We start from the raw sequence: 23,049 nt of genomic DNA, 5'->3' as shown, positions 1-23,049 counted from the left end.
TCTCAGCTCGCGAAGCGGGCCAGCAGGCCCAGCCCGATGATGGATGCCGCCCAGACGGCGGCCACGGCCACGGTGAAGCGGTCGAGGTTGCGCTCTGCGACGGACGAGCCGCCGAGGGACGTGGACATGCCCCCGCCGAACATGTCGGACAGGCCGCCACCCTTGCCCTTGTGCAGCAGGATGAACAGGGTCAGGACCAGGCTGGACAGCACCAGCAGGACCTGAAGCACGATGCGAACCGCATCCACGTGGTCACTCCAAATCGTCGGGATCTCGGGGGTGGTCGGGCCGGTGGGCCACTTTCCCCCGGTCTTTCAGGGCTCGGGCAAGGATACCTGCCCGAGGCCCCATCGGCCGAACGGCCCTCGGTGGGCCGCCCGGTCGATGAGGACGCCTCGGCGCCTCTTGAACGCCGGCCGGCCGGCCTGTCGTCCGGTCGGTCAGCCGGCCGTGACGTGGTCGCGGTAGCGGCAGATGGCCGCGAACTCGGCCGGGTCGATGGACGCGCCGCCCACGAGGGCGCCGTCGACGTCCTCCTGGGCCATGATCGCGGCCACGTTGGCCGCCTTGACGCTGCCGCCGTAGAGCACGCGTACGCCGTCGGCCACGTCGCCGCTGTAGAGCTCGGCGAGCAGCGTGCGGATGGCGGCGCACACCTCCTGCGCGTCGTCGGGGGTTGCGACCTCGCCGGTGCCGATGGCCCAGATGGGCTCGTAGGCGATGACGACGGTGGCGGCCTGCTCCTTGGTGACGCCGTCGAGGTCGGCGCGCAGCTGCGCGACAACGTGCTCGACCTGGCGACCCTCCTTGCGCACGTCGAGGGCCTCGCCGCAGCAGAGGATCGGGGTGAGCCCGTGCGTGTAGGCGGCCTTGACCTTCGCGTTGACGACCTCGTCGGTCTCGCCGTGGCCCTCACGTCGCTCGCTGTGCCCGATCGTCACGTAGGTGCAGCCGAGCTTGGCGAGGAAGGCACCGGAGATGTCACCGGTGTAGGCGCCCGACGTGTGCGGCGAGAGGTCCTGCGCGCCGTAGCGCAGGTCGAGCTTGTCACCCTCGACGAGTGTCTGGACGGACCGCAGGGCGGTGAACGGCGGCAGCACGGCGACCTCGACGGCCGAGTGGTCGTGCTTGGCGTCGCGCAGCGTCCAGTCGAGCTTCTGCACGAGGTGCGTCGCCTGGAGGTGGTCGAGGTTCATCTTCCAGTTGCCCGCCATGAGCGGGACCCGCCCGGTGGGCCGGGTTGCCTTGGTGTCCTTGGCCATCAGGCGTCGCCTTCCTCGAGCACGGTGAGTCCGGGCAGCTCCTTGCCCTCGAGGTACTCGAGGCTGGCGCCGCCGCCGGTGGAGATGTGGCCGAAGTCGGAGTCCTCGAAGCCGAGCTGGCGCACCGCGGCGGCGGAGTCGCCACCACCGACGACGGTGAGCGCCCCCTTGGCCGTGATGTCGACGAGGGACTGCGCCAGGGCCTTGGTGCCGGCCGCGAACGGCGCCATCTCGAACGCACCCATCGGGCCGTTCCAGAAGACCGTGCGGCAGTCGGCCAGCTTCTCGGCGAAGAGGCGGCTCGACTCGGGGCCGATGTCGAGGCCCATGCGGTCGGACGGGATCGCGTCGGCCGCGACGACGTCGTGGGCGGCGTCGGCGCTGAACGAGTCGGCGACGACGATGTCGACGGGGAGGACGATCTCGACGCCCTCCTTCTCCGCACGGTCGAGGTAGCCCTTGACGGTGTCGACCTGGTCGGCCTCGAGCAGGCTCTTGCCGACCTCGAGGCCCTGCGCCGCGAGGAAGGTGAAGAGCATCCCGCCGCCGACGAGGAGGCGGTCGGCGGTGCCGAGCAGGTTGCCGATGACGCCGAGCTTGTCGGACACCTTCGCGCCACCGAGCACGACGGCATACGGGCGCTCGGGATCCTTGGTCAGGCGGCGCAGCACGTCGACCTCGGTGGAGACGAGGTCACCCGTGGCGTGCGGCAGCAGGCGTGCGACGTCGTAGACGGACGCCTGCTTGCGATGCACCACACCGAAGCCGTCGGAGACGAAGACGTCTGCGAGCGAAGCGAGCTCGCGCGCGAACTCGGCACGCTCGTCGTCGCTCTTCGCCGTCTCGCCCGCGTTGAAGCGGAGGTTCTCGAGGAGCAGCACCTGGCCGTCCTGGAGCGCGGCGGCCTTGGCCTTGGCGTCGTCACCGACCGTGTCGTCGGCGAAGACGACGTCGGTGCCGAGCACCTCACCGAGGCGCTTCGCGACCGGGACCAGGGAGTACTTGGCCTCGGGGGTGCCCTTGGGGCGTCCGAGGTGGGCGCACACGATGACCCGGGCGCCGGCGTCGGCAAGGCCCTTGATCGTCGGGGCGGACGCACGGATGCGGCCGTCGTCGGTGATGGTCGAGCCGTCGAGCGGCACGTTGAGGTCGGACCGGACGAGCACGCGCTTGCCGCGCAGGTCGCCGAGGTCTCTGGTGGTCTTCACGCGGGATGCCTCTTCAGTGGTGGGGATCAGCCGGGCAAGGGTGCGGCCACCGCCCACGCGGGACACCCGGTGCGAGCCGGGGTGGCGGGGCGGTGGCCGAGTGGGCTCAGAGCGACTGGCCGACGAGCGCGACGAGGTCGACGAGGCGGTTGGAGTAGCCCCACTCGTTGTCGTACCAGCCGACGACCTTGACCTGGTTGCCGATGACCTTGGTCAGGCCAGCATCGAAGATGCACGAAGCGGGGTCGGTCTCGATGTCCTTGGAGACGATCTGGTCCTCGGTGTAGACGAGGACACCCTTGAGCGGGCCCTCGGCGGCGGCCTTGACCGCGGCGTTGACCTCCTCGACGGTGGTCTCTCGGCCGGCCTCGAACGTGAGGTCGGTGGCAGAGCCGGTGGGCACCGGCACGCGCAGCGCGTAGCCGTCGAGCTTGCCCTTGAGCTCGGGGAGCACGAGGCCGATGGCCTTCGCGGCGCCCGTCGAGGTCGGGACGATGTTGAGCGCGGCGGCGCGCGCGCGACGGAGGTCCTTGTGCGGGGCGTCCTGCAGGTTCTGGTCCTGCGTGTAGGCGTGGATCGTCGTCATGAGGCCCTTGACGATGCCGAACTCGTCGTTCAGCACCTTGGCCATCGGGCCGAGGCAGTTCGTCGTGCACGACGCGTTGGAGATGATCGTGTGCTTCGAGGCGTCGTACGCGTCGTCGTTGACCCCCATGACGATCGTGATGTCCTCGTTCTTGGCCGGAGCCGAGATGATGACCTTCTTGGCGCCGCCGTCGACGTGGGCCTTGGCCGCGGTCGCGTCGGTGAAGAACCCCGTGGACTCGACGACGATGTCGGCGCCGACTCCGGCCCAGTCGATCTTGGACGGGTCGCGCTCCTCGAACACGCGGATCGACTTGCCGTCGACCGTGAGCGACGTGTCGTCGTAGGTGACCTCGCCCGGGAAGCGACCCAGGATCGAGTCGTACTTGAGCAGGTGGGCAAGGGTCTTGTTGTCCATGAGGTCGTTCGTTGCCACGACCTCGATGTCGGCTCCGGACGCCACGATGGCGCGGAAGAAGTTGCGGCCGATGCGGCCAAAGCCGTTGATACCAACGCGAACGGTCACTGCTGTGCACCTCTTCGGTGAGACTGTGTCGGACGATGTGCCAGACCTTGGGGCCGCCACGCTGCGACCTTGATCACACACACCTTAGTGCGTCGACTCAGGGCCCGAACCGGCAGTCTCAGGGCTTGGTGAGCACGCGCTCACCGCACGGACGGGTCGTCTGCGTACGCGTGCGGCAGGGTGCGGGTACGCGTACGCGGGCCTTCGAGTGGTGGCCGCGGCCCCGCGTACGGGCTCAGCTGTCGAGCATGTCCGGCGTGAGGTTGGCGTCGGTTCCCGGCACCCCGAGCTCCTCGGCACGCTTGTCGGCCATCGCGAGCAGGCGGCGGATGCGCCCGGCGACGGCGTCCTTCGTCATGGGCGGCTTGGCCAGCTGGCCCAGCTCCTCGAGGCTTGCCTGCTTGTGCTCGAGACGCAGCACGCCGGCCTCGCGGAGGTGGTCGGGGATGTCGTCGCCGAGCAGCTCCATGGCGCGCTCGACCCTGGCGCCGGCGGCGACGGCCGCGCGGGCCGAGCGGCGCAGGTTGGCGTCGTCGAAGTTCGCGAGACGGTTGGCGGTGGCCCGCACCTCGCGACGCATCCGCCGTTCCTCCCAGGCCAGCACCGCGTCGTGGGCGCCGAGGCGGGTCAGCATCGCGCCGATCGCGTCGCCGTCGCGGATGACGACACGGTCGACCCCGCGCACCTCGCGCGCCTTGGCCTGGATGGCGAGTCGCCGGGCGGCGCCGACCAGCGCGAGCGCGGCCTCGGGCCCGGGGCAGGTCACCTCTAGGGCCGAGGACCGGCCGGGCTCGGTGAGCGAGCCGTGGGCCAGGAACGCGCCGCGCCAGGCGGCCTCGGAGTCGCACGTGGCGGCGCTCACGACCTTCGGCGGCAGACCCCGGACCGGTCGCCCGCGCGTGTCGATGAGCCCGGTCTGGCGTGCGAGGGTCGCCCCCTCCTCGACCACCCGCACGACGTAGCGCGACCCGCGTCGCAGACCGCCGGCGGCGAGGACAAGCACGTCGCTCTTGTGGCCGTAGACCTCGCTGATGTTGCGGCGCAGGCGCCGTGCCGCATTGGCGGTGTCGAGCTCGGCCTCGACGACGATCTGCCCACCGATGATGTGCAGTCCCCCGGCGAACCGGAGCATCGTGGACACCTCGGCCTTGCGACAGCAGGGCTTGGTCACCTCGAGGCGTGAGAGCTCGTCCTTCACCTTCGCTGTCATGGCCATGGGCGACATCCTGCCATCCTGTTCAAGAACCCTCGCGTCGGAGTCCCACCGCGACACACCGAGGCGCCCCGGGCGCCGACGTCGGCGTGTCGTGCCGACGTCGGGGTGGCTCAGGCGATGACGTCGCGCAGCGCGGCCGCGAGGCGGAGCGGGTCGTGGACGCCCGGCTCGTTGCGCGCGGCGACGGGGGCGATGACGAGCTCCGCACCGAGGTCTGCGGCGGCGGCGCGCAGCGACGCACCGTCGGGCACGACGCTGGGGTCGGCGAGCACGACGTCGAGCCGCAGCTCGGGCGCATTGGCGGCGAAGGAGGCCAGGTGGTCCTCGGCACGGAAGTCGCGGGTCTCGCCCTTGTGCACCTCGAGGTTGAGGTTGAGCAGACGCTTGGCGGGTGTCGCCACGAGGGCGTCGACGAGGTCGGGCACGAGCAGGTGGGGCATGACCGACGTGAACCACGAGCCCGGGCCGAGCATGACCCAGTCGGCGGCGCCGACGGCCGCGAGGGCCTCGTGGCACGGCTCGGGGCACGTCGGCACGATGCCGATGGACGAGACGATGCCGGGCGAGGAGGCGACACGGTGCTGACCGCGCACCTCGACGGTGTCGTCGGGGCGGTCGGGGTCGTGACCGCGGATCTCGGCGACGATCTCGAGCGGCTCGGCGGCCATCGGCAGCACGCGGCCACGCGCTCCGAGGAGCCGCCCGACGAGGTCGAGGCCCTTGACGGTGTCGCCGAGCAGCTCCCAGATCGAGACGATCATGAGGTTGCCCAGCGCGTGCCCCTGGAGCTCGCCCGCGCCGGCGAAGCGGTGCTGGAGGACGTCACGCCACGTGTGGCCCCAGTCACTCTCGTCGCAGAGCGCCGACAGGGCCATGCGGAGGTCGCCGGGCGGCAACACGTCGAACTCCTCGCGCAGCCGGCCGCTCGAGCCGCCGTCGTCGGCCACGGTCACGACCGCCGTGACGTGGTCGGTGAGCAGCCGCAGCGCCGTGAGCGTCGCGGCGAGGCCGTGCCCGCCGCCGAGCGCGACGATGTGCCGGTGGTGCGGAAACGCCAGGGGTCCGCGCGGTGGGGGCATGGCGCTGGTCCCCGTCACTCACGCCCCAGGTCGCGGTGGACGACGAAGGTGTCGACGCGGCCGCGGCCACCGAGGCGCTCGCTGAGGGCCTCGGCGATGGCGACGGAGCGGTGCTTGCCGCCGGTGCAGCCGACGGCGACGGTGACGTACCGTCGGCCCTCGCGGACGTAGCCGGCGATCATCGTGTCGAGCAGGTCGCCCGCCCGTTGGAGGAACTCGTCGGCCCCGGCCTGCTTCATGACGAACTCGCTGACAGGCCCGTCGCGTCCGGTGAGCGCCCGCAGCTCGGGCACCCAGTAGGGGTTGGGCAGGAAGCGCATGTCGAAGACGACGTCGGCGTCGAGCGGCAGGCCGTACTTGAACCCGAACGACATGACGGCGATGCGCAGCTGCACGCGACCCTCGCCGGCGAACAGCGAGCTCAGCTTGGCGCTGAGCTGGTGGACGTTGAGGCCGGAGCTGTCGATGACGACGTCGGCCGACGACCGCAGGTCGAGCAGCTGCTGGCGCTCGCGCTGGATGCCGTCGAGGAGCCGGCCGTCACCCTGGAGGGGGTGCGGGCGTCGCACGCTCTCGAAGCGCCGCACGAGCGCCTCGTCGGTCGCGTCGAGGAAGACGAGGCTCGGCCGCTCACCGCGCTCGCGGGCATCGGCGATGGCGCCTTCGAGCAGCGCGAACCAACCCCGTGAGCGCACGTCGACGACGACCGCCACCTGCTGGGGGCGGGAGTCCGGGTCGTTGGCGCGGGTCTCGTCGCGCAGCTCGGCGAGGTGGCTCAGCAGCTGCGGCGGCAGGTTGTCGACGACGAGCCAGCCGAGGTCCTCGAGGACGTTCGCGGTCGTGCTGCGCCCCGCGCCGCTCATGCCGGTGACGATGACGATCGGCGCCTCGGCGAGCGACGTCTGCGGGGTGGGGCCGGTGTCGGCGGTCATTCGAGCACTTCTCCCGTCGTGAGGTTCACGGCTGGCTCCTGGGGTGCTCCCCCAGCCAAGTGGTTGACGACGGCCGAAGCAAGCGACCGGCCGAAGCCCGGAACAGCCATGATGTCCGAAACGTCCGCCGTGCGAAGACGTTTGACGGAACCGAAGTGGCGTAGCAGCGCCTTCTGGCGGCTGCTGCCGAGCCCGGGGATGCCGTCGAGCTGGGAGGCCGTCATCGCCTTGGAGCGGCGCTGCCGGTGGAAGGTGATGGCGAAGCGGTGCGCCTCGTCCCGCAGGCGCTGCAGCAGGTAGAGGCCCTCGCTGGTGCGCGGGAGGATGACCGGGTGGTCGTCGCGGGGCAGCCACACCTCCTCGAGCCGCTTGGCGAGCCCGACGAGCGCGACCTCCTCGATGCCGAGCTCGTCGAGGACGGCCTGGGCCGCGTTGACCTGCGGGAGGCCGCCGTCGACGACGACGAGGCTCGGCGGGTAGGCGAATCGGCGCGGGCGGCCGGTCTCGGGGTCGATGGGCCCGGACGTGGACGGGCCGTCGTCATCGTCGTCGGTGGCCGGGCTGTCCCGGCGCACGGACCGGCCGTCACGGTCGGACGGCTCGCTGACGACGCCGGTCGACAGGTCGAGGTCGCCGGCGCCCTCGGCGTCCTCCAGGTAGCGGCGGAAGCGGCGGGTCAGCACCTCGCGCATCGCGGCGGTGTCGTCGACGGTGACGGGAGCGTCGGCCCCGGGCCCGCCCGCCTCGGCGGTGGAGGTCGCCCCACGCACGATGAAGCGGCGGTACTCGCTCTTGCGCGCGAGGCCGTCCTCGAAGACGACCATCGAGGCGACGACGTTGGTGCCCTGCACGTGGCTGACGTCGTAGCACTCGATGCGCAGCGGGGCGTCGTCGAGCCCGAGGTAGTCCTGCAGCTCCTGAAGCGCCTTGCTGCGAAGCGTCAGGTCACCGGCGCGGGCGACCTTGTGGCGGGCCAGCGACTGCTCGGCGTTGCGACGCACCGTCTCCATGAGGGTGCGCTTGTCGCCGCGCTGCGGCACCCTGACGCTCACCGTCGAGCCGCGCACGGTCGACAGCCACTCGGTGACCGCGTCGAGGTCGGCCGGCAGCGTGGGCACGAGCACCTCGCGGGGCACGGCGTCGCGGTCGGCGTCGCCGTAGACCTGCTGCAGCAGGTGCTCGACGAGGGTCGGGAGGTCCTCGCTCTCCTTCTCGACGACCCACCCGCGCTGGCCGCGGATGCGCCCGCCCCGCACGTGGAAGACCTGGACGGCGGCCTCGAGGTCGTCGTCGGCGAGGGCGAAGACGTCGGCGTCGGTCGCGTCGCCCAGCACCACGGCCTGCTTCTCGAGGGCCTTGGTCAGGGCGCCGATGTCGTCGCGGAGCCGGGCCGCCTGCTCGAAGTCGAGCTCGGCCGCCGCCTCCTTCATGCGGGTCTCGAGGCGCTTGGCGAAGCGGGTCGTGTTGCCCGCCATGAAGTCGCAGAAGTCCTCGGCGATCGCGCGGTGCTCGTCGGGAGTGACCCGGCCGACGCAGGGCGCCGAGCACTTGTCGATGTAGCCGAGCAGGCAGGGCCGCCCGCTGGCCGCGGCCCGCTTGAAGACACCCGAGGAGCAGGTGCGCACCGGGAAGACCCGCAGTAGAAGGTCGAGGGTCTCGCGGATCGCCCACGCGTGGCCGTAGGGACCGAAGTAGCGGGTGCCCTTGCGCTTGGCGCCTCGCATCACCTGGGCGCGGGGGAACTCCTCGCCCATCGTCACGGCGAGGAACGGGTAGGACTTGTCGTCGCGGTACTTGACGTTGAAGCGCGGGTCGAACTCCTTGATCCAGGAGTACTCGAGCTGCAGCGCCTCGACCTCGGTGCGCACGACGGTCCACTCGACCGACGCTGCGGTGGTGACCATCGTGGCGGTGCGCGGGTGCAGCGCGGTGATGTCCTGGAAGTACGACGACAGCCGGGGGCGCAGCGAGTTCGCCTTGCCGACGTAGATGACCCGGCCGTGGGAGTCGCGGAAGCGGTAGACGCCCGGGTCGGTCGGGATCTCCCCCGGCTTCGGTCGGTAGGTCGTCGGGTCCGCCACGCGTCCACCCTATGTCGGCCCACCGACGCCGCCGTATGCCGCCCTCCACCGCCGGGGAGGGCGGCCGGACGGCATACGGGAGGGCCCGGTCAGGCGACGGTGAAGGTGTCGCCGGTGACGGTGACCTGCTTGGCGGTGAGGGCGCGCTTCGCCTGGCTGTCGGGCGTCGGCTCGCCCGTCGTGAGGTCGAAGTGGCTCTGGTGGCAGGGGCAGACGATCTGGTTGTCGGCCACGGAGCTGACGGCGCAGCCCTGGTGCGGGCACGTCGTGTCGAAGGCCTTGAACGTGCCGGCCACCGGCTGCGTGACGACGGTTTTGGTGTCGGGGAAGAACTTCGCGCCTCCGACGGGGACCTCGGACGAGGGGGTGCCCCCGCCGGAGGGAGCGGACGGCGCCGCCGAGCTGCCGGCGCCGGACGACGCCGCGCTGCTCGAGGACCCGCCCGTCGCGCTGGGGACCGGCGGGCTGCTGCACGCGGCGAGGGCACCTGCCCCGACGACGCCGGCGACCTTGAGGACGCCGCGACGGTCGGTGAGCCCCGTGACGCGGTGGTCGGCCGCCCCGGTGTGTGCGTCGGTCGACCCGTCGATGGGCTCGAGGGGGGAGTCGTGCTCGGTGGCGAAGCTGCTGGACTGCTCGGCGGTGCGTGAGGGGCTGGGCTCTGTCATGCGTTCCTCTTCCGGGTAGAGGTGGAGGTCCTCGTCTTGCTCACGGTGGTGCTGGGCGTGTTCTTCTTCGCGGCCGCGGTGGTGGCACCTCCTCTGGCGCGACCCGTGGTGCGGGCGGCCTTCAGTCTGGCCGAGCTCGCTGTGGCTGAGCCATCAGCTCGCTGTGAGCCGTCGGCCGCCTTCTTCTTCGTGCCGGACGAGGCCCGGCCCCGCGCCGTGCTGCGGGTCGTGGTGCGGGCGGTGCGGTCGAGGATCGGCCGGAGGAAGCGGCCGGTGTGGCTGGCGGCCACGTCGGCGACCTCCTCGGGCGTGCCTTCGGCGATGACCGTGCCGCCGCCGGAGCCCCCCTCGGGCCCCATGTCGATGATCCAGTCGGCGTTCTTGATGACGTCGAGGTTGTGCTCGATGACGATGACGGTGTTGCCCTTGTCGACGAGCCCCTGCAGCACGTCGAGGAGCTTCTTGATGTCCTCGAAGTGCAGGCCGGTGGTCGGCTCGTCGAGGACGTAGATGGTGCGCCCCGTGGAGCGCTTCTGCAGCTCGCTGGCGAGCTTGACGCGCTGCGCCTCGCCGCCGGAGAGAGTGGGCGCCGGCTGGCCCAGCCGCACGTAGCCCAGGCCCACGTCGTTGAGCGTCTTGAGGTGACGAGCGATCGCCGGCACGGCCTCGAAGAAGGTCGCGGCCTCCTCGATGGGCATGTCGAGCACGTCGGCGATCGTCTTGCCCTTGAAGTGCACCTCGAGGGTCTCGCGGTTGTAGCGGGCCCCGTGGCACACCTCGCACGGCACGTAGACGTCGGGCAGGAAGTTCATCTCGATCTTGATCGTGCCGTCACCCGAGCACGCGTCGCACCGTCCGCCCTTGACGTTGAAGGAGAAGCGTCCGGGCTGGTAGCCGCGGATCTTCGCCTCCGTCGTCTCGGCGAAGAGCTTGCGCATGTTGTCGAAGACGCCGGTGTAGGTGGCCGGGTTCGAGCGCGGCGTGCGGCCGATCGGGCTCTGGTCGACGTGGACGACCTTGTCGAGGAGGTCGAGTCCGGTGACGGTCTTGTGCCGTCCGGGAACGTGCCTGGCGCCGTTGAGCTTGTTGGCGAGCACGTTGTAGAGGATGTCGTTGACGAGGGTCGACTTGCCCGAGCCGGACACGCCCGTGACGGCGACGAGGTTGCCGAGCGGGAAGCTGACCGACACGTTCTGGAGGTTGTTCTCGCGGGCGCCGGTGACGGTGAGCTGCCGACCGTCGTGGCCGCGGCGCACGTCGGGGGTCGGGATCTCGCGCCGGCCGGAGAGGTACATGCCGGTGAGCGAGTCGGGGTGCTCGAGCAGTCCCTTGACGGGCCCGGAGTGGACGACGTGCCCGCCGTGCTCGCCGGCGCCGGGGCCGATGTCGACGACCCAGTCGGCCGTGGCGATGGTGTCCTCGTCGTGCTCGACGACGATCAGGGTGTTGCCGAGGTCGCGCAACCGCGTCAGGGTCTCGATGAGCCGGTGGTTGTCGCGCTGGTGCAGGCCGATGGACGGCTCGTCGAGCACGTAGAGCACCCCGACGAGGCCCGAGCCGATCTGGGTCGCGAGCCGGATGCGCTGGGCCTCGCCGCCGGAGAGCGTGCCGGCCGGCCGGTCGAGCGAGAGGTAGTCGAGGCCGACGTCGAGCAGGAAGCCGAGGCGGGCGTCGATCTCCTTGATGACACGCTCGGCGATCTGCTGCTCGCGCGGCGTGAAGTCGACGGTGTCGAGGAACCCGGCGGCCTCGTTGATCGCGAGGGCACAGACCTCGGAGATGTTCTTGCCGCCGACGAGCACGGCGAGGGACTCGGGCTTGAGGCGGGCGCCCTTGCAGACCGGGCACGGCACCTCGCGCATGAAGCCCTCGTAGCGGTCGCGGCTCCAGTCGGAGTCGGTCTCGGCGTGGCGGCGCTTGATGAACGGGACGACGCCCTCGAACCCGGTGGTGTAGGAGCGGTCGCGGCCGTAGCGGTTCTTGTATCGGACGTGGACCTTGTAGTTCTGGCCGTGCAGCAGCGCCTCCTTGGCGCGCGCCGGCAGGGCCCGCCACGGGACGTCCACCGAGAACTTCATGTCGTCGGCGAGAGCGCCCATGACGCGCTGGAAGTACTCGGCCGAGCCGGAGCCCTGCGCCCACGGGGCGATGGCGCCCTCGGCGAGCGTGAGGTCATCGTCCGGCACGACGAGCTCGGGGTCGACCTCGAGCTCGGTGCCGATGCCGGTGCACTCGGTGCAGGCACCGAAGGGCGAGTTGAACGAGAACGACCGCGGCTGCACCTCGTCCATGCCCAGGGGGTGGTTGTTGGGGCAGGCCATCTTCTCGGAGTAGCGGCGCTCGCGCTCCTTGTCCTTCGCGTCGCGGTCGACGAAGTCGATGATGACGATGCCGCCGGCCAGCCCGAGGGCGGTCTCGACGGAGTCGGTGAGGCGCCGCTTCGAGCCGGCGTCGTCGCCCTTGGCGACGAGACGGTCGACGACGACCTCGATCGTGTGCTTCTTCTGCTTCTCGAGCTTGGGCGCCTCGGTCAGCGAGACGACCTCACCGTCGACGCGGGCGCGCGAGAAGCCCTTGGTCTGCAGCTCGGCGAAGAGGTCGACGAACTCGCCCTTGCGGCCCTGGACGACCGGCGCGAGCACCTGGAAGCGGGTGCGGTCCTCGAGCGTCAGCAGCTGGTCGACGATCTGCTGCGGCGACTGGCGGGTGACCGGCTCACCGCAGACGGGACAGTGCGGCCGCCCGGCACGGGCGAAGAGGAGGCGGAGGTAGTCGTAGACCTCGGTGATGGTGCCGACCGTCGAGCGCGGGTTGCGGTTGGTCGACTTCTGGTCGATCGACACCGCCGGCGAGAGCCCCTCGATGAAGTCGACGTCGGGCTTGTCCATCTGGCCGAGGAACTGCCGGGCGTACGCCGACAGCGACTCGACGTAGCGTCGCTGGCCCTCCGCGAAGATCGTGTCGAAGGCGAGGCTCGACTTGCCCGACCCGGAGAGCCCGGTGAAGACGATGAGGCTGTCGCGGGGTAGGTCGACCGACACGTCGCGGAGGTTGTGCTCGCGCGCGCCGCGGACGACGAGGGAATGGGCGTTGCCGGTGGGCGTAGCAGTCACGCGCAACATGCTAGGTCGGGTCACCGACAGTCCTCGTATCGGCGGTCCCGCTGGCCGGCTCGCCGCGCAGGGTGCCACTCACCCAGGACCCGCCCGGACGGCATACTCGCAGTCATGAGCGAGCACGTGCCGACCCCCATCGAGGACTACGCGGTGCTCGGCGACCTGGGCACCGCGGCGCTCGTCAGCCGGCGTGGCTCCATCGACTGGCTGTGCCTGCCCCGCTTCGACTCGCGGGCCTGCTTCGCGGCGCTGCTCGGCACGCCCGAGCACGGCCGGTGGCTCATCGCACCGGTCGACGAGGACGCCGTGACGACGCGCCGCTACGCCGGTGACTCCTTCGTGCTCGAGACCTTCCACGAGACGTCCACCGGGCGGGTCAAGGTCACCGACGTCATGCCGCTCGGCGACGGCCGTTCCGACGTGCTGCGCCGCATCGAAGGTCTCGAGGGCACCGTCCGGATGGTCCACGAGTGGACGGTGCGCTTCAACTACGGCCGCACCCGCCCCTGGGTCGCGCGCCACTCCGACGACCGCGAGGGCCGCACCGACGAGATCATCACGGCCATCGCCGGCCCCGACATGCTGGTGCTCCGTGGCGCCCGGCTCCCGCACGCGCAGGACGGCCACCACGTCGACGAGTTCGACGTCTCCGCGGGTGACGTCATGACGTTCTCGACGACGTGGTTCCGCAGCCACCATCCGATCCCGCCGCCCCTGAGCGTGCGAGCCCGCATCGCGGAGACCATCGCGCTGAGCGAGCAGTACGCCGCCCGCAGCCACTACACGGGACCGTATGCGGCCGCCGTGACGCGTTCGCTGCTGGTGCTCCGAGGGCTGACGCACCAGTCGACCGGAGGCATCGTGGCCGCCGCGACGACGTCCCTGCCCGAGGAGCTCGGCGGCGAGCGCAACTGGGACTACCGGTTCTGCTGGCTGCGCGACGCGGCCCTGACCCTCGAGGCGCTGCTCGGCTGCGGCTACGTGGAGGAGACCGAGCTGTGGCGGGCGTGGCTGCTGCGTGCCGTGGCCGGAGACCCCGAGGACATGCAGATCATGTACCGCGTCGACGGTGGTCGCGACCTGCCGGAGCGGGTGCTGCACCACCTCCCCGGGTATGCCGGCTCGACCCCCGTGCGCGTGGGCAACGCGGCCGTCGACCAGCGCCAGACCGACGTGCTCGGCGAGGTGCTGATCTCGCTCGACCACGCACGCCAGCGCGGGCTCCAGGAGAACGACGACTCGTGGCACCTGCAGCGCGCCCTCGTCAACCACCTCGCGAAGCACTGGCAGCAGGCCGACAACGGACTCTGGGAGATCCGGGGTCCGCTGCGCCACTTCACCCACTCGCGGGCCATGGTCTGGGCCGCCTTCGACCGCGCGGTGCGGGCCGTGGAGCAGCACGGGCTCGAGGGACCGGTCGAGACGTGGCGCGAGCTGCGCGACCAGGTGCGTGAGGAGGTGATGACGAAGGGCTTCGACGACGAACGGGGCACCTTCGTCCAGCACTACGACACGACCGAGGTCGACGCGTCCCTGCTGACCCTCTCGTCCATCGGCTTCGTCGACGGGGACGACCCGCGCATGCTCGGGACGATCGCGGCGGTCGAGCAGGACCTGCTGCGCGACGGCCTCGTGAGGCGCTACCGCACCGAGACCGACGTCGACGGCCTGCCGGGCGACGAGCACCCCTTCCTCGCCTGCTCCTTCTGGCTCGTCACGGCCTACGCGAAGGCGGGTATGACGGCGAAGGCGAGCGAGATGATGGAACGGCTCGTCGGCCTGACCAACGACGTCGGCCTGCTGTCCGAGGAGTACGACCCCGTGAACGAGCGCATGGTGGGCAACTTCCCACAGGCGTTCTCGCACCTGACACTCGTCGGCGCCGCGCTGGCGCTCGAGAAGGCGACGGGCGAGCCGTCCGACCGCGCGACCGAGAAGCAACCCGGGAGGGCAACGGTATGAAGCACGCTGAAGTGACCCCTGACCTCGTGGCCACCGAGACCGACCGGGTCGTGGCCACGGCTGCCTCCTTCCGCAACGAGGCGGTGCTCGCGCCGTCGCTGTGCGAGGGCTGGTCGCGGGGGCACGTGCTCGCGCACATCGCCCGCAACGCCGACGCCCTGGCCCGCGTGTGCGACGTCGCGCTCACCGGGACACCCGGCACCATGTACGACACGCCCGAGTCCCGCGACGCCGACATCGCCGCTGGTGCCCGCCGCTCCGCCGACGAGCAGGCGGCCGACATCCGCGACTCCGCGGCCCGGCTCGCCGAGCGCCTCGCAGCCCTGCGGCCCGAGCACGCCGAGGTACGCGTGGAGCGCACCCCGGGCGGCGTCGCGATCCCGGTCGGGATGGTCCCGTTCATGCGGCTGCGCGAGCTCGTCTACCACCACGTCGACCTCCACGCCGGCTTCACCTTCGCGAAGGCACCCGACGAGGTCGTCGCCCTCTTCCTCCGGGACGCCGCGAACCGGCTGGCCATGGAGGACACTCCCCCGTCACTGCGCATCACGACGACCGAGGGTGACGCGTACTCCGTCGGCGACGGCGCGACGGCGGTGACCGGCTCCCGCGCGGCCGTGCTCGCCTGGCTGGCCCGCGGCCACACCGACGGCGTCGACTTCGACGGTCCCGTCCCGACCCTTCCCTTCGGAGGCTGACATGCCGGACGTCGCAGGTGTCCCCTACACCGGGCACGTCGAGCAGGGCGGTGCTGCCGCGGTTCGGGAGCTGTCCGACCTGACCATCCGCAAGCAGTCCGTGGGCACCTTCGACAACAACGCGTACCTGCTCACCTGCCGTGCCACGGGCACCCAGCTGCTCATCGACGCCGCTGCCGAGGGCCCACGTCTCCTCGAGCTCGTGGCTGCAGGTGGCGGCGGCCTCGAGACGGTCGTGACCACCCACCAGCACCACGACCACGTGGGCGCGCTCGCGGAGGTGGTCGAGGCCACGGGCGCCCGCACGGTCGCCGGCGCCGACGACGCCGACGCGCTGCCCGTCACCGTCGACGTACGCGTCGGGCAGGGCGACACGGTCACCGTGGGCGAGGTGACGCTCGACGTCGTCCACCTGCGCGGCCACACCCCCGGCTCGATCGCCCTGGCCTACGCCGACCCCGACGGTCACACGCACCTGTTCACCGGCGACAGCCTCTTCCCCGGCGGCGTCGGCAACACCAAGAACCCCGGCCAGAGCTTCGACTCGCTCATCGAGGACGTCACGACGCGGGTGTTCGACGTCTACGACGACGACACGTGGTTCTACCCCGGCCACGGCGACGACTCCACGCTCGGGGCCGAGCGGCCGCACATCGACGAGTGGCGTGCCCGCGGCTGGTGAGCGCGCGTTTCCGCCAGAGGTGCGCCGTTCCCGCAGCAGTGCGTCGTGCACGGTGCACTGGTGACGGAAACCTGCCCTCCCGGCGTCCGAGCGCACCCCTGAGGCGCGCCCGGCTCAGGGGGTGCCCGGCGCCCGGCTGACGGGCAGGCGCACCCGGAACCGGGTGTCGCCGGGCTGCGACTCGATCTCGATGCTGCCGCCGTGGCGGTCGACGATGATGCGGTGCGCCACGTCGAGGCCGAGCCCGGTGCCGCGCCCGACCCCCTTCGTCGTGAAGAACGCCTCGAAGGCCCGCTGCTGCACCTCCGGGCTCATGCCAGCACCGGAGTCGGCCACCTCGACGACCACGGCGTCTCCGGCGGCCCGCGTGCGGACCGTGAGGGTGCCGGTGCCGTCCATGGCGTCGACTGCGTTGTCGACGAGGTTGGTCCACACCTGGTTGAGCTCGCCGGGCATCCCGTCGACGAGGGGTACGTCGCTCCCCCAGTCGCGCACCACGGTGACGCCCGGACGCAGCCGTGGCCCCATGACGAGGAGGGTGCTCTCGATCCCCTCACGCACGTCGACCCGCTGGTGCGACGCACGGTCCATCTGCGAGTACGTCTTGATGCCGGCGACGAGCTCGGAGACACGACGTGTCGACTCGCGCACCTCGGCGAGGAGCGACGAGACGTCGATGGTGCGCGCCACCCACTCGAGCGAGGCTCCCAGCGCATCCGGCGGCACCGTCGCGGCGGCCCGCTCGAGCCAGTCCACGTCAGCACCCGCCGACACGAGCGGCGCCGCGAGGTCCCACGACCGCTCGACCCCCGCGCGTTCGAGCCAGTCGCCGAGCTCCTCCTCGCGGTCGGCCGTCTCGAGCGGGTCGGCGAGCGCCGACGGCGGTGCCAGCCCGCGACGGAGCGAGTCGAGGGACTCGAACGCCTCGGCGGTCAGCCCGCGAACAGCCATGTGCCGCAGGGCTTCCAGCAGTCCGTCGCAGGCCCGTTCGAGCTCGGCCGCCGAGCGCGCGGATGCTGCCGCCGGGTTGTTGATCTCGTGCGCGAGCCCGGCGGCGAGGGTGCCGAGCGTGACGAGGCCGCTGCGCTGTCGCGCCGTCGCCTCGATGGAACGAGCCGTGCCGTAGAGCCCGGCGACGAGGTGTGCCGCGAAGGGGAACCACCTGTCGGCGAGGTCCCGGAGACTCTCGGCGGGCACCCGGAGCATGCGCCCCGCCGCGACGCCACGCGCGGTCGCGAGGTAGACACCGTGCTCGTCCCACGCCCTGAAGCCACCGGCCCAGCGGCCCGGCACGTCCATCCGCCCGACAGTGACGTCCTCGCGACCGATGTGCCGTGACAGGTCGAGGGCGCCGTCGACGAGTGCCCACCAGTGGTCGGCGGGGTCACCCTCGTGGAAGAGGACGTCTCCCGGCACCACCGTCACCTCGTCGCCGACCGCGAGCAGCTCCGCGAGCTGGTCGTCGCGCAGACCGTCGAACAGCGAGACGGTTCGGAGGTCGGCGAGCACGAGCATCGGAGTGGTTGCCGCCCCTCAGATCGTCGCGAGGTAGCGGTGCACGAAGTAGACCGACATCGAGCCCTCGCCGACGGCCGAGGCCACCCGCTTCATCGAGTCGGAGCGCACGTCGCCGGCGGCGAAGACACCGGGCAGGCTCGTCTCGAGGGCGAAGGGCGGGCGGCTCAGCGTCCATCCCCCGGCGTGCGGGCCCGACACGAGGTCGTGGCCGGTGACCACGAATCCGTGCCCGTCGCGCGCGACCTCGTCACCGAGCCAGTCGGTGCGAGGCGCCGCACCGATGAACACGAAGAGCCAGGCGGCCTCGACCTCGGTCGTGGTGCCCAGCGCGCGGTTGGCGAGGCTGAGGCGCTCGAGGTGCCTGTCCCCGGACGCCGCCACCACCTCGGTGCCGCACAGTACGCGGATGCGCTCGTCGGCCCGGATTCGCTCGACGAGGTACTGGGACATGCTCGCCTCGAGCGACGAACCTCGGACGACGAGCGTCACCCGGCGGGCGAACCGGGCGAGGTTGAGCACGGCCTGCCCGGCGGAGTTGGCCGCGCCGACGACGTACACCTCCTCGCCCGTGCAGGCCGAGGCCTGCCCGGCGCTCGCCCCGTAGTGCACGCCGCGACCGACCAGTGCATCCAGGCCGGCCGCCTCGAGCCGGCGGTAGGCGACGCCGGTCGCGAGGACGACGCTCCGCGCCTCGATGTCGGTGAAGCCGTTGGCGCCCGCGCTTCCTCCGAGCCTCGTCGCTGCTTCGCTGCCGTCGAGACCCTTGCCGCCCTCGATGCCCTCGATGCCTTCGATGCCCTCGATGCCCTCGATGCCCTGCAGGCGTACGGCCCGGACCGGCCCGCGCGGCTCGAGGGCCACGACGTCGCGGGCGAGCACCATCTCGGCGCCGAACCTGCGTGCCTGGGCGATCGCTCTCTGGGCCAGGTCCGCGCCGGAGAGGCCACGCGGGAAGCCGAGGTAGTTCTCGATCGCCGCGCTCTGACCTGCCTGTCCGCCGGGCGCCTCGTGCTCGACCACGACGGTGCTGAGCCCCTCGGAGGCGGCGTAGACGGCCGCAGCCAGGCCGGCCGGCCCTCCCCCGACGATGCAGAGGTCGTAGAGGTCGCGTTCCGCCCGCGTGCGCAGCCCGAGGGCGCCGGCGATCGCCACGGTCGTCGGGGCCCGGAGCGTCTCACCGTCCGGCACGAGCACGAGCGGCAGGTCCTCGGGCTGTGCTCCAGCGAGGTCGCGCAGCCGCGCACCCTCGTCGTCGCGCTCCACGTCGAGCCACACGTACGGCACGTGGTTGTTGGCGAGGAAGGCCTTCACCGCGTGGCTGCCCTCCGACCAGCGGTCGCCGACGACGCGTACGTCGTTGGTGTGGTCGGGGTGGGCGTTGTGCCAGTCGGCGAGGAGGTCGTCGACCACCGGGTAGAGGTTCTCGTCGGGCGGGTCCCACGGCTTCAGGAGGTAGTGGTCGAGGCCGATGTCGTTGATGGCGGCGATCGCGACGTCCGTGTCGGCGTACGCCGTGAGCAGGAGCAGCTTGGCGTCGGGCACGTCGGCGCGCACCCGGGCGAGCACCTCGATGCCGGTCAGGCCGGGCATCCGCTGGTCGGCCAGGACCAGGGCCAGCGGCTGACCCTTCAGCAGGAGGCGGCCCATGAGTTCGAGCGCCTCGGCGCCGGAGCCGGCCCGCAGGATGCGGTGGTCGGCGCCGTAGCGTGCCCGCAGGTCCCGCGCGATCGCAGCGGAGACCGGCGCGTCGTCGTCCACCGTGAGGATTGCCGGTCTCGCCACGGGCCCAGCGTACGAGCGGCACGCGCCGAGCGGGCGGGAGTGCGCAGACCCGATCGGGGTCGGGCTACTGGGCGCCCTCGAGGTCGGAGGTGGCGTCGGGCTCGAGCTCGGCGATGAGCGACTCGAGCTCGGCGCGGAGGAACTCGGCGTCCGGCGGCACGTTCGTCAGGATGATGTGGCGCCGCGGGTTGTTGGCGACGCACAGCCCGACGCCGAGCCGCGACCTGCCGTGGCGCTCACGCCAGGCGCGCTCCAGCTGCGGCCCACCGGTCCAGTCGACGGGGGCATGTAGCCAGCCCTGCACGTCCACGAGATCGCCGTCGGGGCCGTGGCGCCGGTTCTTCGGGGGATCGAATCCTTCGATGGTGATTCGCTCTTCCATGTTCTGACGGTACGGCGCTCGGGGCGTGGCGACCAGTACCTCCGGGGAGTGCACCCCGAATCGTGGCCCGACCCTCAGCCCGCGCCCGGCCGGCGGAGCTGCCCCCGGACCCGCGGCTGCGCGACGACCCGCGGGTGCGAGGATGGCGGGCGTGAACGTCGCCGTGAGCAGCACCGCCCCCGTCAGCGCCACCCACCTGGTCCGCGTCCCGGTGACGACGGTCTGGTCGACCCCCGAGAGCCCGCGACCTGTCGACGCGGCGATCGTGGCCGACGAGCCCGACGCCCTCGCCTGGCTGGCAGCGCTCGACGCCGACGCGGCGGCCGACGGCGCGGTCGACGACGGCACGCGCGCGGGGCGTCTCGGTCTCCACGGGCTGGTCGAGACGCAGCTCGTCGACGGCGAGCCCGTCATCGTGACGGAGCTCGACGGGAGCGGGCGATGGGCTCACGTCGTGGCGCCGTGGCAGCTCTCACCCAAGGACGACCGCGGCTACCCGGGGTGGGTGCCGCTGGCGCACCTGGCCCCGCTCACACCGGGCTCGCTGGTGGTCGGCCCCGAGCGCGTCGGAACGGGCTCGGAGGCGGAGGCGGGGCCGGACGAGGCTGCCGTCGTGGACGACCTCGCCGACCCCGTGCACCCCGCCCTGACCGAGGCCCGCTCCCACGTGGGCCTGCCCTACCTGTGGTCGGGGCTCACGCCCCTCGGCTTCGACTGCTCGGGGCTGGTGCTGCACACGTGGCGCCTGCTCGGGGTCGTCGTCGCCCGTGACGCGTACGCCCAGGCCGACTTCGCGACGCCGGTGCCCCTCGACGACGTGCAGCCGGGCGACCTCTACTTCTTCGCGCGACCGGGGGCGCGCATCCACCACGTCGGCATCGTCGTGCGCCCGGGAAGGATGGTCCACGCGTCCGAGACAGGCGGCGTGCTCGTCGAGGAGGACCTGACCGCCGAGCGGCTCGACACGCTCGTGGCGGCCGGTCGCCTGCCGATGCCGTGAGCGTCGACCGTCGCACCGCCCCGCTGCTCGTCCTCGGCGGGGTCCTGTCGGTGCAGTTCGGCGGCGCCTTCGCCGCCACGCTCGTGCCGCGCATCGGGGCCACGGGGTCGGTCCTGCTGCGCCTCTTCTTCGCCATGGTGATCCTGTATGCCGTCGCCCGCCCGTCGTGGCGACGACGGACGCGCGCCGACTGGGGCACCGTCGTACTCTTCGGCCTCGCGCTCGCCGCGATGAACACCGCCTTCTACGCCTCGCTGGCACACCTGCCGATCGGGGTCGCGGTCACCGTCGAGTTCCTCGGGCCGCTCGGGCTGGCCGCGGCGCTCAGCCGTCGCTTGCGCGACTTCGTCGCGGTAGCGGCGGCCGCGGCGGGGGTCGTCCTGGTCTCCGGCGTGCTCGGGACGTCTCTCGACAGGCTCGACCTCGTCGGCGTCGGGTTCGCCGTGCTCGCCGGCATCATGTGGGCCGCGTACATCGTGCTGAGCCAACGCACCGGTCGTGCGTTCGGTGGCCTCGACGGTCTCGCCCTCGCCCTCATCGTGTCGACGGTCGCCGTCGCTCCGCTCGGGCTCGGGTCGATGGAACGCTGGACCGCGCGCGACGTCGCGCTCGGCCTCGGCATCGCCGTGCTGTCGTCGGTGCTGCCCTACTCGCTCGAGCTCGTCGCCCTGCGCCACCTCGCGCAGCACGTGTTCGGCATCCTGCTCAGCCTCGAGCCCGTGGTCGCCGCACTGGCGGGTTTCGTCGTGCTCCACCAGGTGCTCGACCCGGGGCAGGTCGCAGGCATGGCGCTCGTCGTGCTCGCGAGTGCCATCGTGCTCGGGGCCCGGTCCAGACCCGAGACACCCGACGCCGCGCTGGGGCCCGGGTGATGTCGCCCGTCCACCCCGTGCTGTGGCATCGACGCGCGACGCGGCGCTGCAGCGCAGGACCCTGCTTGACCTCAGGTCCGCTCGAGGTCCTACCGTCACGGCATGACCTCGACCACGATGGACGCTGATCGCGCGACGGGCGGCCCGGACGACCGCGGTGGGCTGATGTCGCCGGCGCTGCGGGCGACGACCATCGGCGTGCTCGCCCTGGTCTCGCTGCACGCGTTCGAGGCGCTCGCCCTCACCACCGTGATGCCGACGATCGCGCACGACCTCGACGGTGCTTCCCTGTACGCGATGGCCTTCACGGCGACCCTCGCCGCGGGCATCGTCAGCATCGTCTGGTCCGGCAACCTCGCCGACCGTCGGGGACCCCGGCCGCCGCTGCTGCTCGGGCTCGTGCTGTTCGCGGCCGGGCTCGTCGGCGCCGGACTCGCACCGTCGATGGGAGCCCTCGTCGCTGCCCGGGTGGTGCAGGGCCTCGGCGCCGGCATGACGAGCACCGCGCTCTACGTGCTCGTCACCCGCGTCTACCCCCAACGGCTGCACACCGCGATCCTCGCCGGCTTCTCGGCGGCGTGGGTCGTGCCGTCTGTCGCCGGGCCGTTCGTGGCAGGGCTCATCGCCCAGACGATCGGCTGGCGGTGGGTCTTCGGCCTGGCCCTCGTCGTCCTCGTCGTGGCGGCGATCCTGCTCGGCCGCATCATCAGCGGCCTGCGCCAGGAGGTCGTCGACGTTCCGTGGCGCTGGCGCGCCCTCGCGGCCTCGGTGGTGCTCGCCGTGGCGGTGCTGGGCCTCAACGCCGTGGCGGAGCGCCTCGACGCTGTCGGCATCGCCGTGGCAGCCGTCGCCCTCGCCGTCGTCGCCGTGACCCTCCTGCCGTTGACCCCGCGAGGCACGCTCCGGGCCGCCCGCGGCCTGCCGACGGACGTGACGCTGCGCGCCCTGGCCTTCGCGGCCTTCTCCGGGGCCGAGGTCTACCTCCCCCGCCTGCTCACCGAACGCGACGGGCTCAGCCCCAGCCTGGCCGGCGTCGCGTTGACCGTCACGGGTGTCACGTGGTTCGTCGGGTCGTGGGTGCAGGGGCGCTGGGACCGCCACTTCGAGATCGGCCGCACCGCTGCCGTGTCGCTGGCGGCGATGACCCTGACCCTGGGTGGCATCGCCGTGGCCGTCGCGCTCGACGCACCGACGTGGGGGCTCATCGCCCTCTTCCCGGCGGTCGGTCTCGGGATCGGCACGGTCTACCCGCGCGTCACGGCGCAGGCCCTCGCCCGAGCGGGGTCGACGGAGCAGGGCTTCGTCAGCTCCGCCCTGCAGATCGGTGACTCGTCCGGGGCCGCCACCGCCATCGCCCTCTCGGCGATCGTGTTCTCCGGCGCCGGCTCCGGTGTCCCGGCCGCCTACGTCGCTGTCTTCGCCGTGATGGCCGCGCCGGCCCTGCTCGGCTGGCTCGTCGCCCACCGCGTGCGCTGACGGC

The 23,049-nt window shown here is 72.0% G+C and carries 19 protein-coding genes; 6 read left to right on the top strand and 13 right to left on the bottom strand.

Annotated features, from left to right (window positions below):
* Positions 1-2 precede the first annotated feature (2 nt).
* From secG to uvrA, 10 genes are all read right to left on the bottom strand, one after another.
* Entirely contained in the window at positions 3-248 is a 246-nt protein-coding gene (gene secG, locus ACFQ2V_RS11270; RefSeq protein WP_045192358.1) for a preprotein translocase subunit SecG, read from the bottom strand.
* A 192-nt stretch (positions 249-440) separates the two neighbouring features.
* Complete coding sequence (gene tpiA, locus ACFQ2V_RS11265; protein WP_386052785.1) at positions 441-1,262, bottom strand: triose-phosphate isomerase; 822 nt, start codon at positions 1,260-1,262, stop codon at positions 441-443.
* Entirely contained in the window at positions 1,262-2,470 is a 1,209-nt protein-coding gene (locus tag ACFQ2V_RS11260) for a phosphoglycerate kinase (protein WP_386052784.1), read from the bottom strand. Before ACFQ2V_RS11260 ends, tpiA begins: the two co-directional genes overlap by 1 nt.
* Positions 2,471-2,576: 106 nt before the next feature.
* Complete coding sequence (gene gap, locus ACFQ2V_RS11255; RefSeq protein ID WP_045192355.1) at positions 2,577-3,581, bottom strand: type I glyceraldehyde-3-phosphate dehydrogenase; 1,005 nt, start codon at positions 3,579-3,581, stop codon at positions 2,577-2,579.
* Positions 3,582-3,816: 235 nt separating this feature from the next.
* Complete coding sequence (gene whiA, locus ACFQ2V_RS11250) at positions 3,817-4,797, bottom strand: DNA-binding protein WhiA (protein WP_386052783.1); 981 nt, start codon at positions 4,795-4,797, stop codon at positions 3,817-3,819.
* Between the two features lie 110 nt (positions 4,798-4,907).
* On the bottom strand, positions 4,908-5,876 hold the full coding sequence (locus ACFQ2V_RS11245) for a gluconeogenesis factor YvcK family protein (protein ID WP_386052782.1): 969 nt from the start codon (positions 5,874-5,876) through the stop codon (positions 4,908-4,910).
* A 14-nt stretch (positions 5,877-5,890) separates the two neighbouring features.
* Positions 5,891-6,808: an RNase adapter RapZ gene (gene rapZ / locus ACFQ2V_RS11240; protein ID WP_386052781.1), complete on the bottom strand. Its 918-nt coding sequence runs from the start codon at positions 6,806-6,808 to the stop codon at positions 5,891-5,893.
* A complete protein-coding gene (gene uvrC, locus ACFQ2V_RS11235; RefSeq protein ID WP_386052780.1) occupies positions 6,805-8,889 on the bottom strand; it encodes an excinuclease ABC subunit UvrC in 2,085 nt (694 codons plus the stop codon). The genes rapZ and uvrC overlap by 4 nt, the downstream gene beginning before the upstream one ends.
* A gap of 89 nt (positions 8,890-8,978) precedes the next feature.
* Positions 8,979-9,557 (bottom strand): Rieske (2Fe-2S) protein, encoded by a 579-nt coding sequence (locus ACFQ2V_RS11230; RefSeq protein WP_386052779.1) that lies wholly within the window; start codon positions 9,555-9,557, stop codon positions 8,979-8,981.
* The gene (uvrA, locus tag ACFQ2V_RS11225) at positions 9,554-12,679 is read right to left on the bottom strand and encodes an excinuclease ABC subunit UvrA (RefSeq protein WP_386052887.1); all 3,126 of its coding nucleotides are present in this window, start codon (positions 12,677-12,679) and stop codon (positions 9,554-9,556) included. Before uvrA ends, ACFQ2V_RS11230 begins: the two co-directional genes overlap by 4 nt.
* A 105-nt stretch (positions 12,680-12,784) precedes the next feature.
* Here uvrA and ACFQ2V_RS11220 point away from each other — a divergent pair, with 105 nt between their 5' ends.
* Genes ACFQ2V_RS11220 through ACFQ2V_RS11210 form a run of 3 tightly spaced genes read left to right on the top strand, consistent with a single transcriptional unit; the run spans position 12,785 to position 16,015 of the window.
* Entirely contained in the window at positions 12,785-14,635 is a 1,851-nt protein-coding gene (locus ACFQ2V_RS11220; protein ID WP_386052778.1) for a glycoside hydrolase family 15 protein, read from the top strand.
* The gene (locus tag ACFQ2V_RS11215; protein ID WP_386052777.1) at positions 14,632-15,333 is read left to right on the top strand and encodes a maleylpyruvate isomerase family mycothiol-dependent enzyme; all 702 of its coding nucleotides are present in this window, start codon (positions 14,632-14,634) and stop codon (positions 15,331-15,333) included. The genes ACFQ2V_RS11220 and ACFQ2V_RS11215 overlap by 4 nt, the downstream gene beginning before the upstream one ends.
* Before the next feature lies 1 nt (position 15,334).
* Complete coding sequence (locus ACFQ2V_RS11210) at positions 15,335-16,015, top strand: MBL fold metallo-hydrolase (protein ID WP_386052776.1); 681 nt, start codon at positions 15,335-15,337, stop codon at positions 16,013-16,015.
* Positions 16,016-16,129: 114 nt separating this feature from the next.
* Here ACFQ2V_RS11210 and ACFQ2V_RS11205 read toward each other — a convergent pair whose 3' ends face one another.
* The 3 genes from ACFQ2V_RS11205 to ACFQ2V_RS11195 all read right to left on the bottom strand — a co-directional run bounded on the left by ACFQ2V_RS11205 (position 16,130) and on the right by ACFQ2V_RS11195 (position 19,697).
* Positions 16,130-17,530 carry an ATP-binding protein gene (locus ACFQ2V_RS11205; protein ID WP_386052775.1) on the bottom strand — a complete coding sequence of 467 codons (1,401 nt, stop codon included), beginning with the start codon at positions 17,528-17,530 and terminating at the stop codon, positions 16,130-16,132.
* Between the two features lie 18 nt (positions 17,531-17,548).
* Positions 17,549-19,315: an FAD-dependent oxidoreductase gene (locus ACFQ2V_RS11200; protein WP_386052774.1), complete on the bottom strand. Its 1,767-nt coding sequence runs from the start codon at positions 19,313-19,315 to the stop codon at positions 17,549-17,551.
* A 64-nt stretch (positions 19,316-19,379) separates the two neighbouring features.
* Complete coding sequence (locus ACFQ2V_RS11195) at positions 19,380-19,697, bottom strand: hypothetical protein (protein WP_386052773.1); 318 nt, start codon at positions 19,695-19,697, stop codon at positions 19,380-19,382.
* 151 nt (positions 19,698-19,848) lie between these two features.
* Between ACFQ2V_RS11195 and ACFQ2V_RS11190 the strand changes: the two genes are divergently transcribed.
* The 3 genes from ACFQ2V_RS11190 to ACFQ2V_RS11180 all read left to right on the top strand — a co-directional run bounded on the left by ACFQ2V_RS11190 (position 19,849) and on the right by ACFQ2V_RS11180 (position 23,045).
* The gene (locus tag ACFQ2V_RS11190) at positions 19,849-20,697 is read left to right on the top strand and encodes a C40 family peptidase (RefSeq protein ID WP_386052772.1); all 849 of its coding nucleotides are present in this window, start codon (positions 19,849-19,851) and stop codon (positions 20,695-20,697) included.
* Entirely contained in the window at positions 20,694-21,569 is an 876-nt protein-coding gene (locus tag ACFQ2V_RS11185; protein WP_386052771.1) for an EamA family transporter, read from the top strand. The genes ACFQ2V_RS11190 and ACFQ2V_RS11185 overlap by 4 nt, the downstream gene beginning before the upstream one ends.
* 102 nt (positions 21,570-21,671) lie before the next feature.
* Entirely contained in the window at positions 21,672-23,045 is a 1,374-nt protein-coding gene (locus tag ACFQ2V_RS11180) for an MFS transporter (protein WP_386052770.1), read from the top strand.
* The last annotated feature ends 4 nt before the right edge of the window (positions 23,046-23,049 follow it).

It is taken from the genome of Terrabacter terrigena, assembly GCF_042676085.1.
GTDB lineage: Bacteria > Actinomycetota > Actinomycetes > Actinomycetales > Dermatophilaceae > Terrabacter > Terrabacter terrigena.
The sequence above is the reverse complement of the archived record's forward strand: the minus strand, read 5'-3'. Positions and strand labels throughout refer to the sequence as shown.

What these genes read in the sequence shown, in the direction of transcription:
- ACFQ2V_RS11215 (WP_386052777.1), top strand. Translation starts at nt 14,632, where the DNA reads ATGAAGCACGCTGAAGTGACCCCTGACCTCGTGGCCACCGAGACCGAC.
- ACFQ2V_RS11245 (WP_386052782.1), bottom strand. Translation starts at nt 5,876, where the DNA reads ATGCCCCCACCGCGCGGACCCCTGGCGTTTCCGCACCACCGGCACATC.
- tpiA (WP_386052785.1), bottom strand. Translation starts at nt 1,262, where the DNA reads ATGGCCAAGGACACCAAGGCAACCCGGCCCACCGGGCGGGTCCCGCTC.
- ACFQ2V_RS11210 (WP_386052776.1), top strand. Translation starts at nt 15,335, where the DNA reads ATGCCGGACGTCGCAGGTGTCCCCTACACCGGGCACGTCGAGCAGGGC.
- ACFQ2V_RS11220 (WP_386052778.1), top strand. Translation starts at nt 12,785, where the DNA reads ATGAGCGAGCACGTGCCGACCCCCATCGAGGACTACGCGGTGCTCGGC.
- whiA (WP_386052783.1), bottom strand. Translation starts at nt 4,797, where the DNA reads ATGGCCATGACAGCGAAGGTGAAGGACGAGCTCTCACGCCTCGAGGTG.
- rapZ (WP_386052781.1), bottom strand. Translation starts at nt 6,808, where the DNA reads ATGACCGCCGACACCGGCCCCACCCCGCAGACGTCGCTCGCCGAGGCG.
- ACFQ2V_RS11205 (WP_386052775.1), bottom strand. Translation starts at nt 17,530, where the DNA reads ATGCTCGTGCTCGCCGACCTCCGAACCGTCTCGCTGTTCGACGGTCTG.
- uvrA (WP_386052887.1), bottom strand. Translation starts at nt 12,679, where the DNA reads ATGTTGCGCGTGACTGCTACGCCCACCGGCAACGCCCATTCCCTCGTC.
- ACFQ2V_RS11195 (WP_386052773.1), bottom strand. Translation starts at nt 19,697, where the DNA reads ATGGAAGAGCGAATCACCATCGAAGGATTCGATCCCCCGAAGAACCGG.
- ACFQ2V_RS11180 (WP_386052770.1), top strand. Translation starts at nt 21,672, where the DNA reads ATGACCTCGACCACGATGGACGCTGATCGCGCGACGGGCGGCCCGGAC.
- ACFQ2V_RS11230 (WP_386052779.1), bottom strand. Translation starts at nt 9,557, where the DNA reads ATGACAGAGCCCAGCCCCTCACGCACCGCCGAGCAGTCCAGCAGCTTC.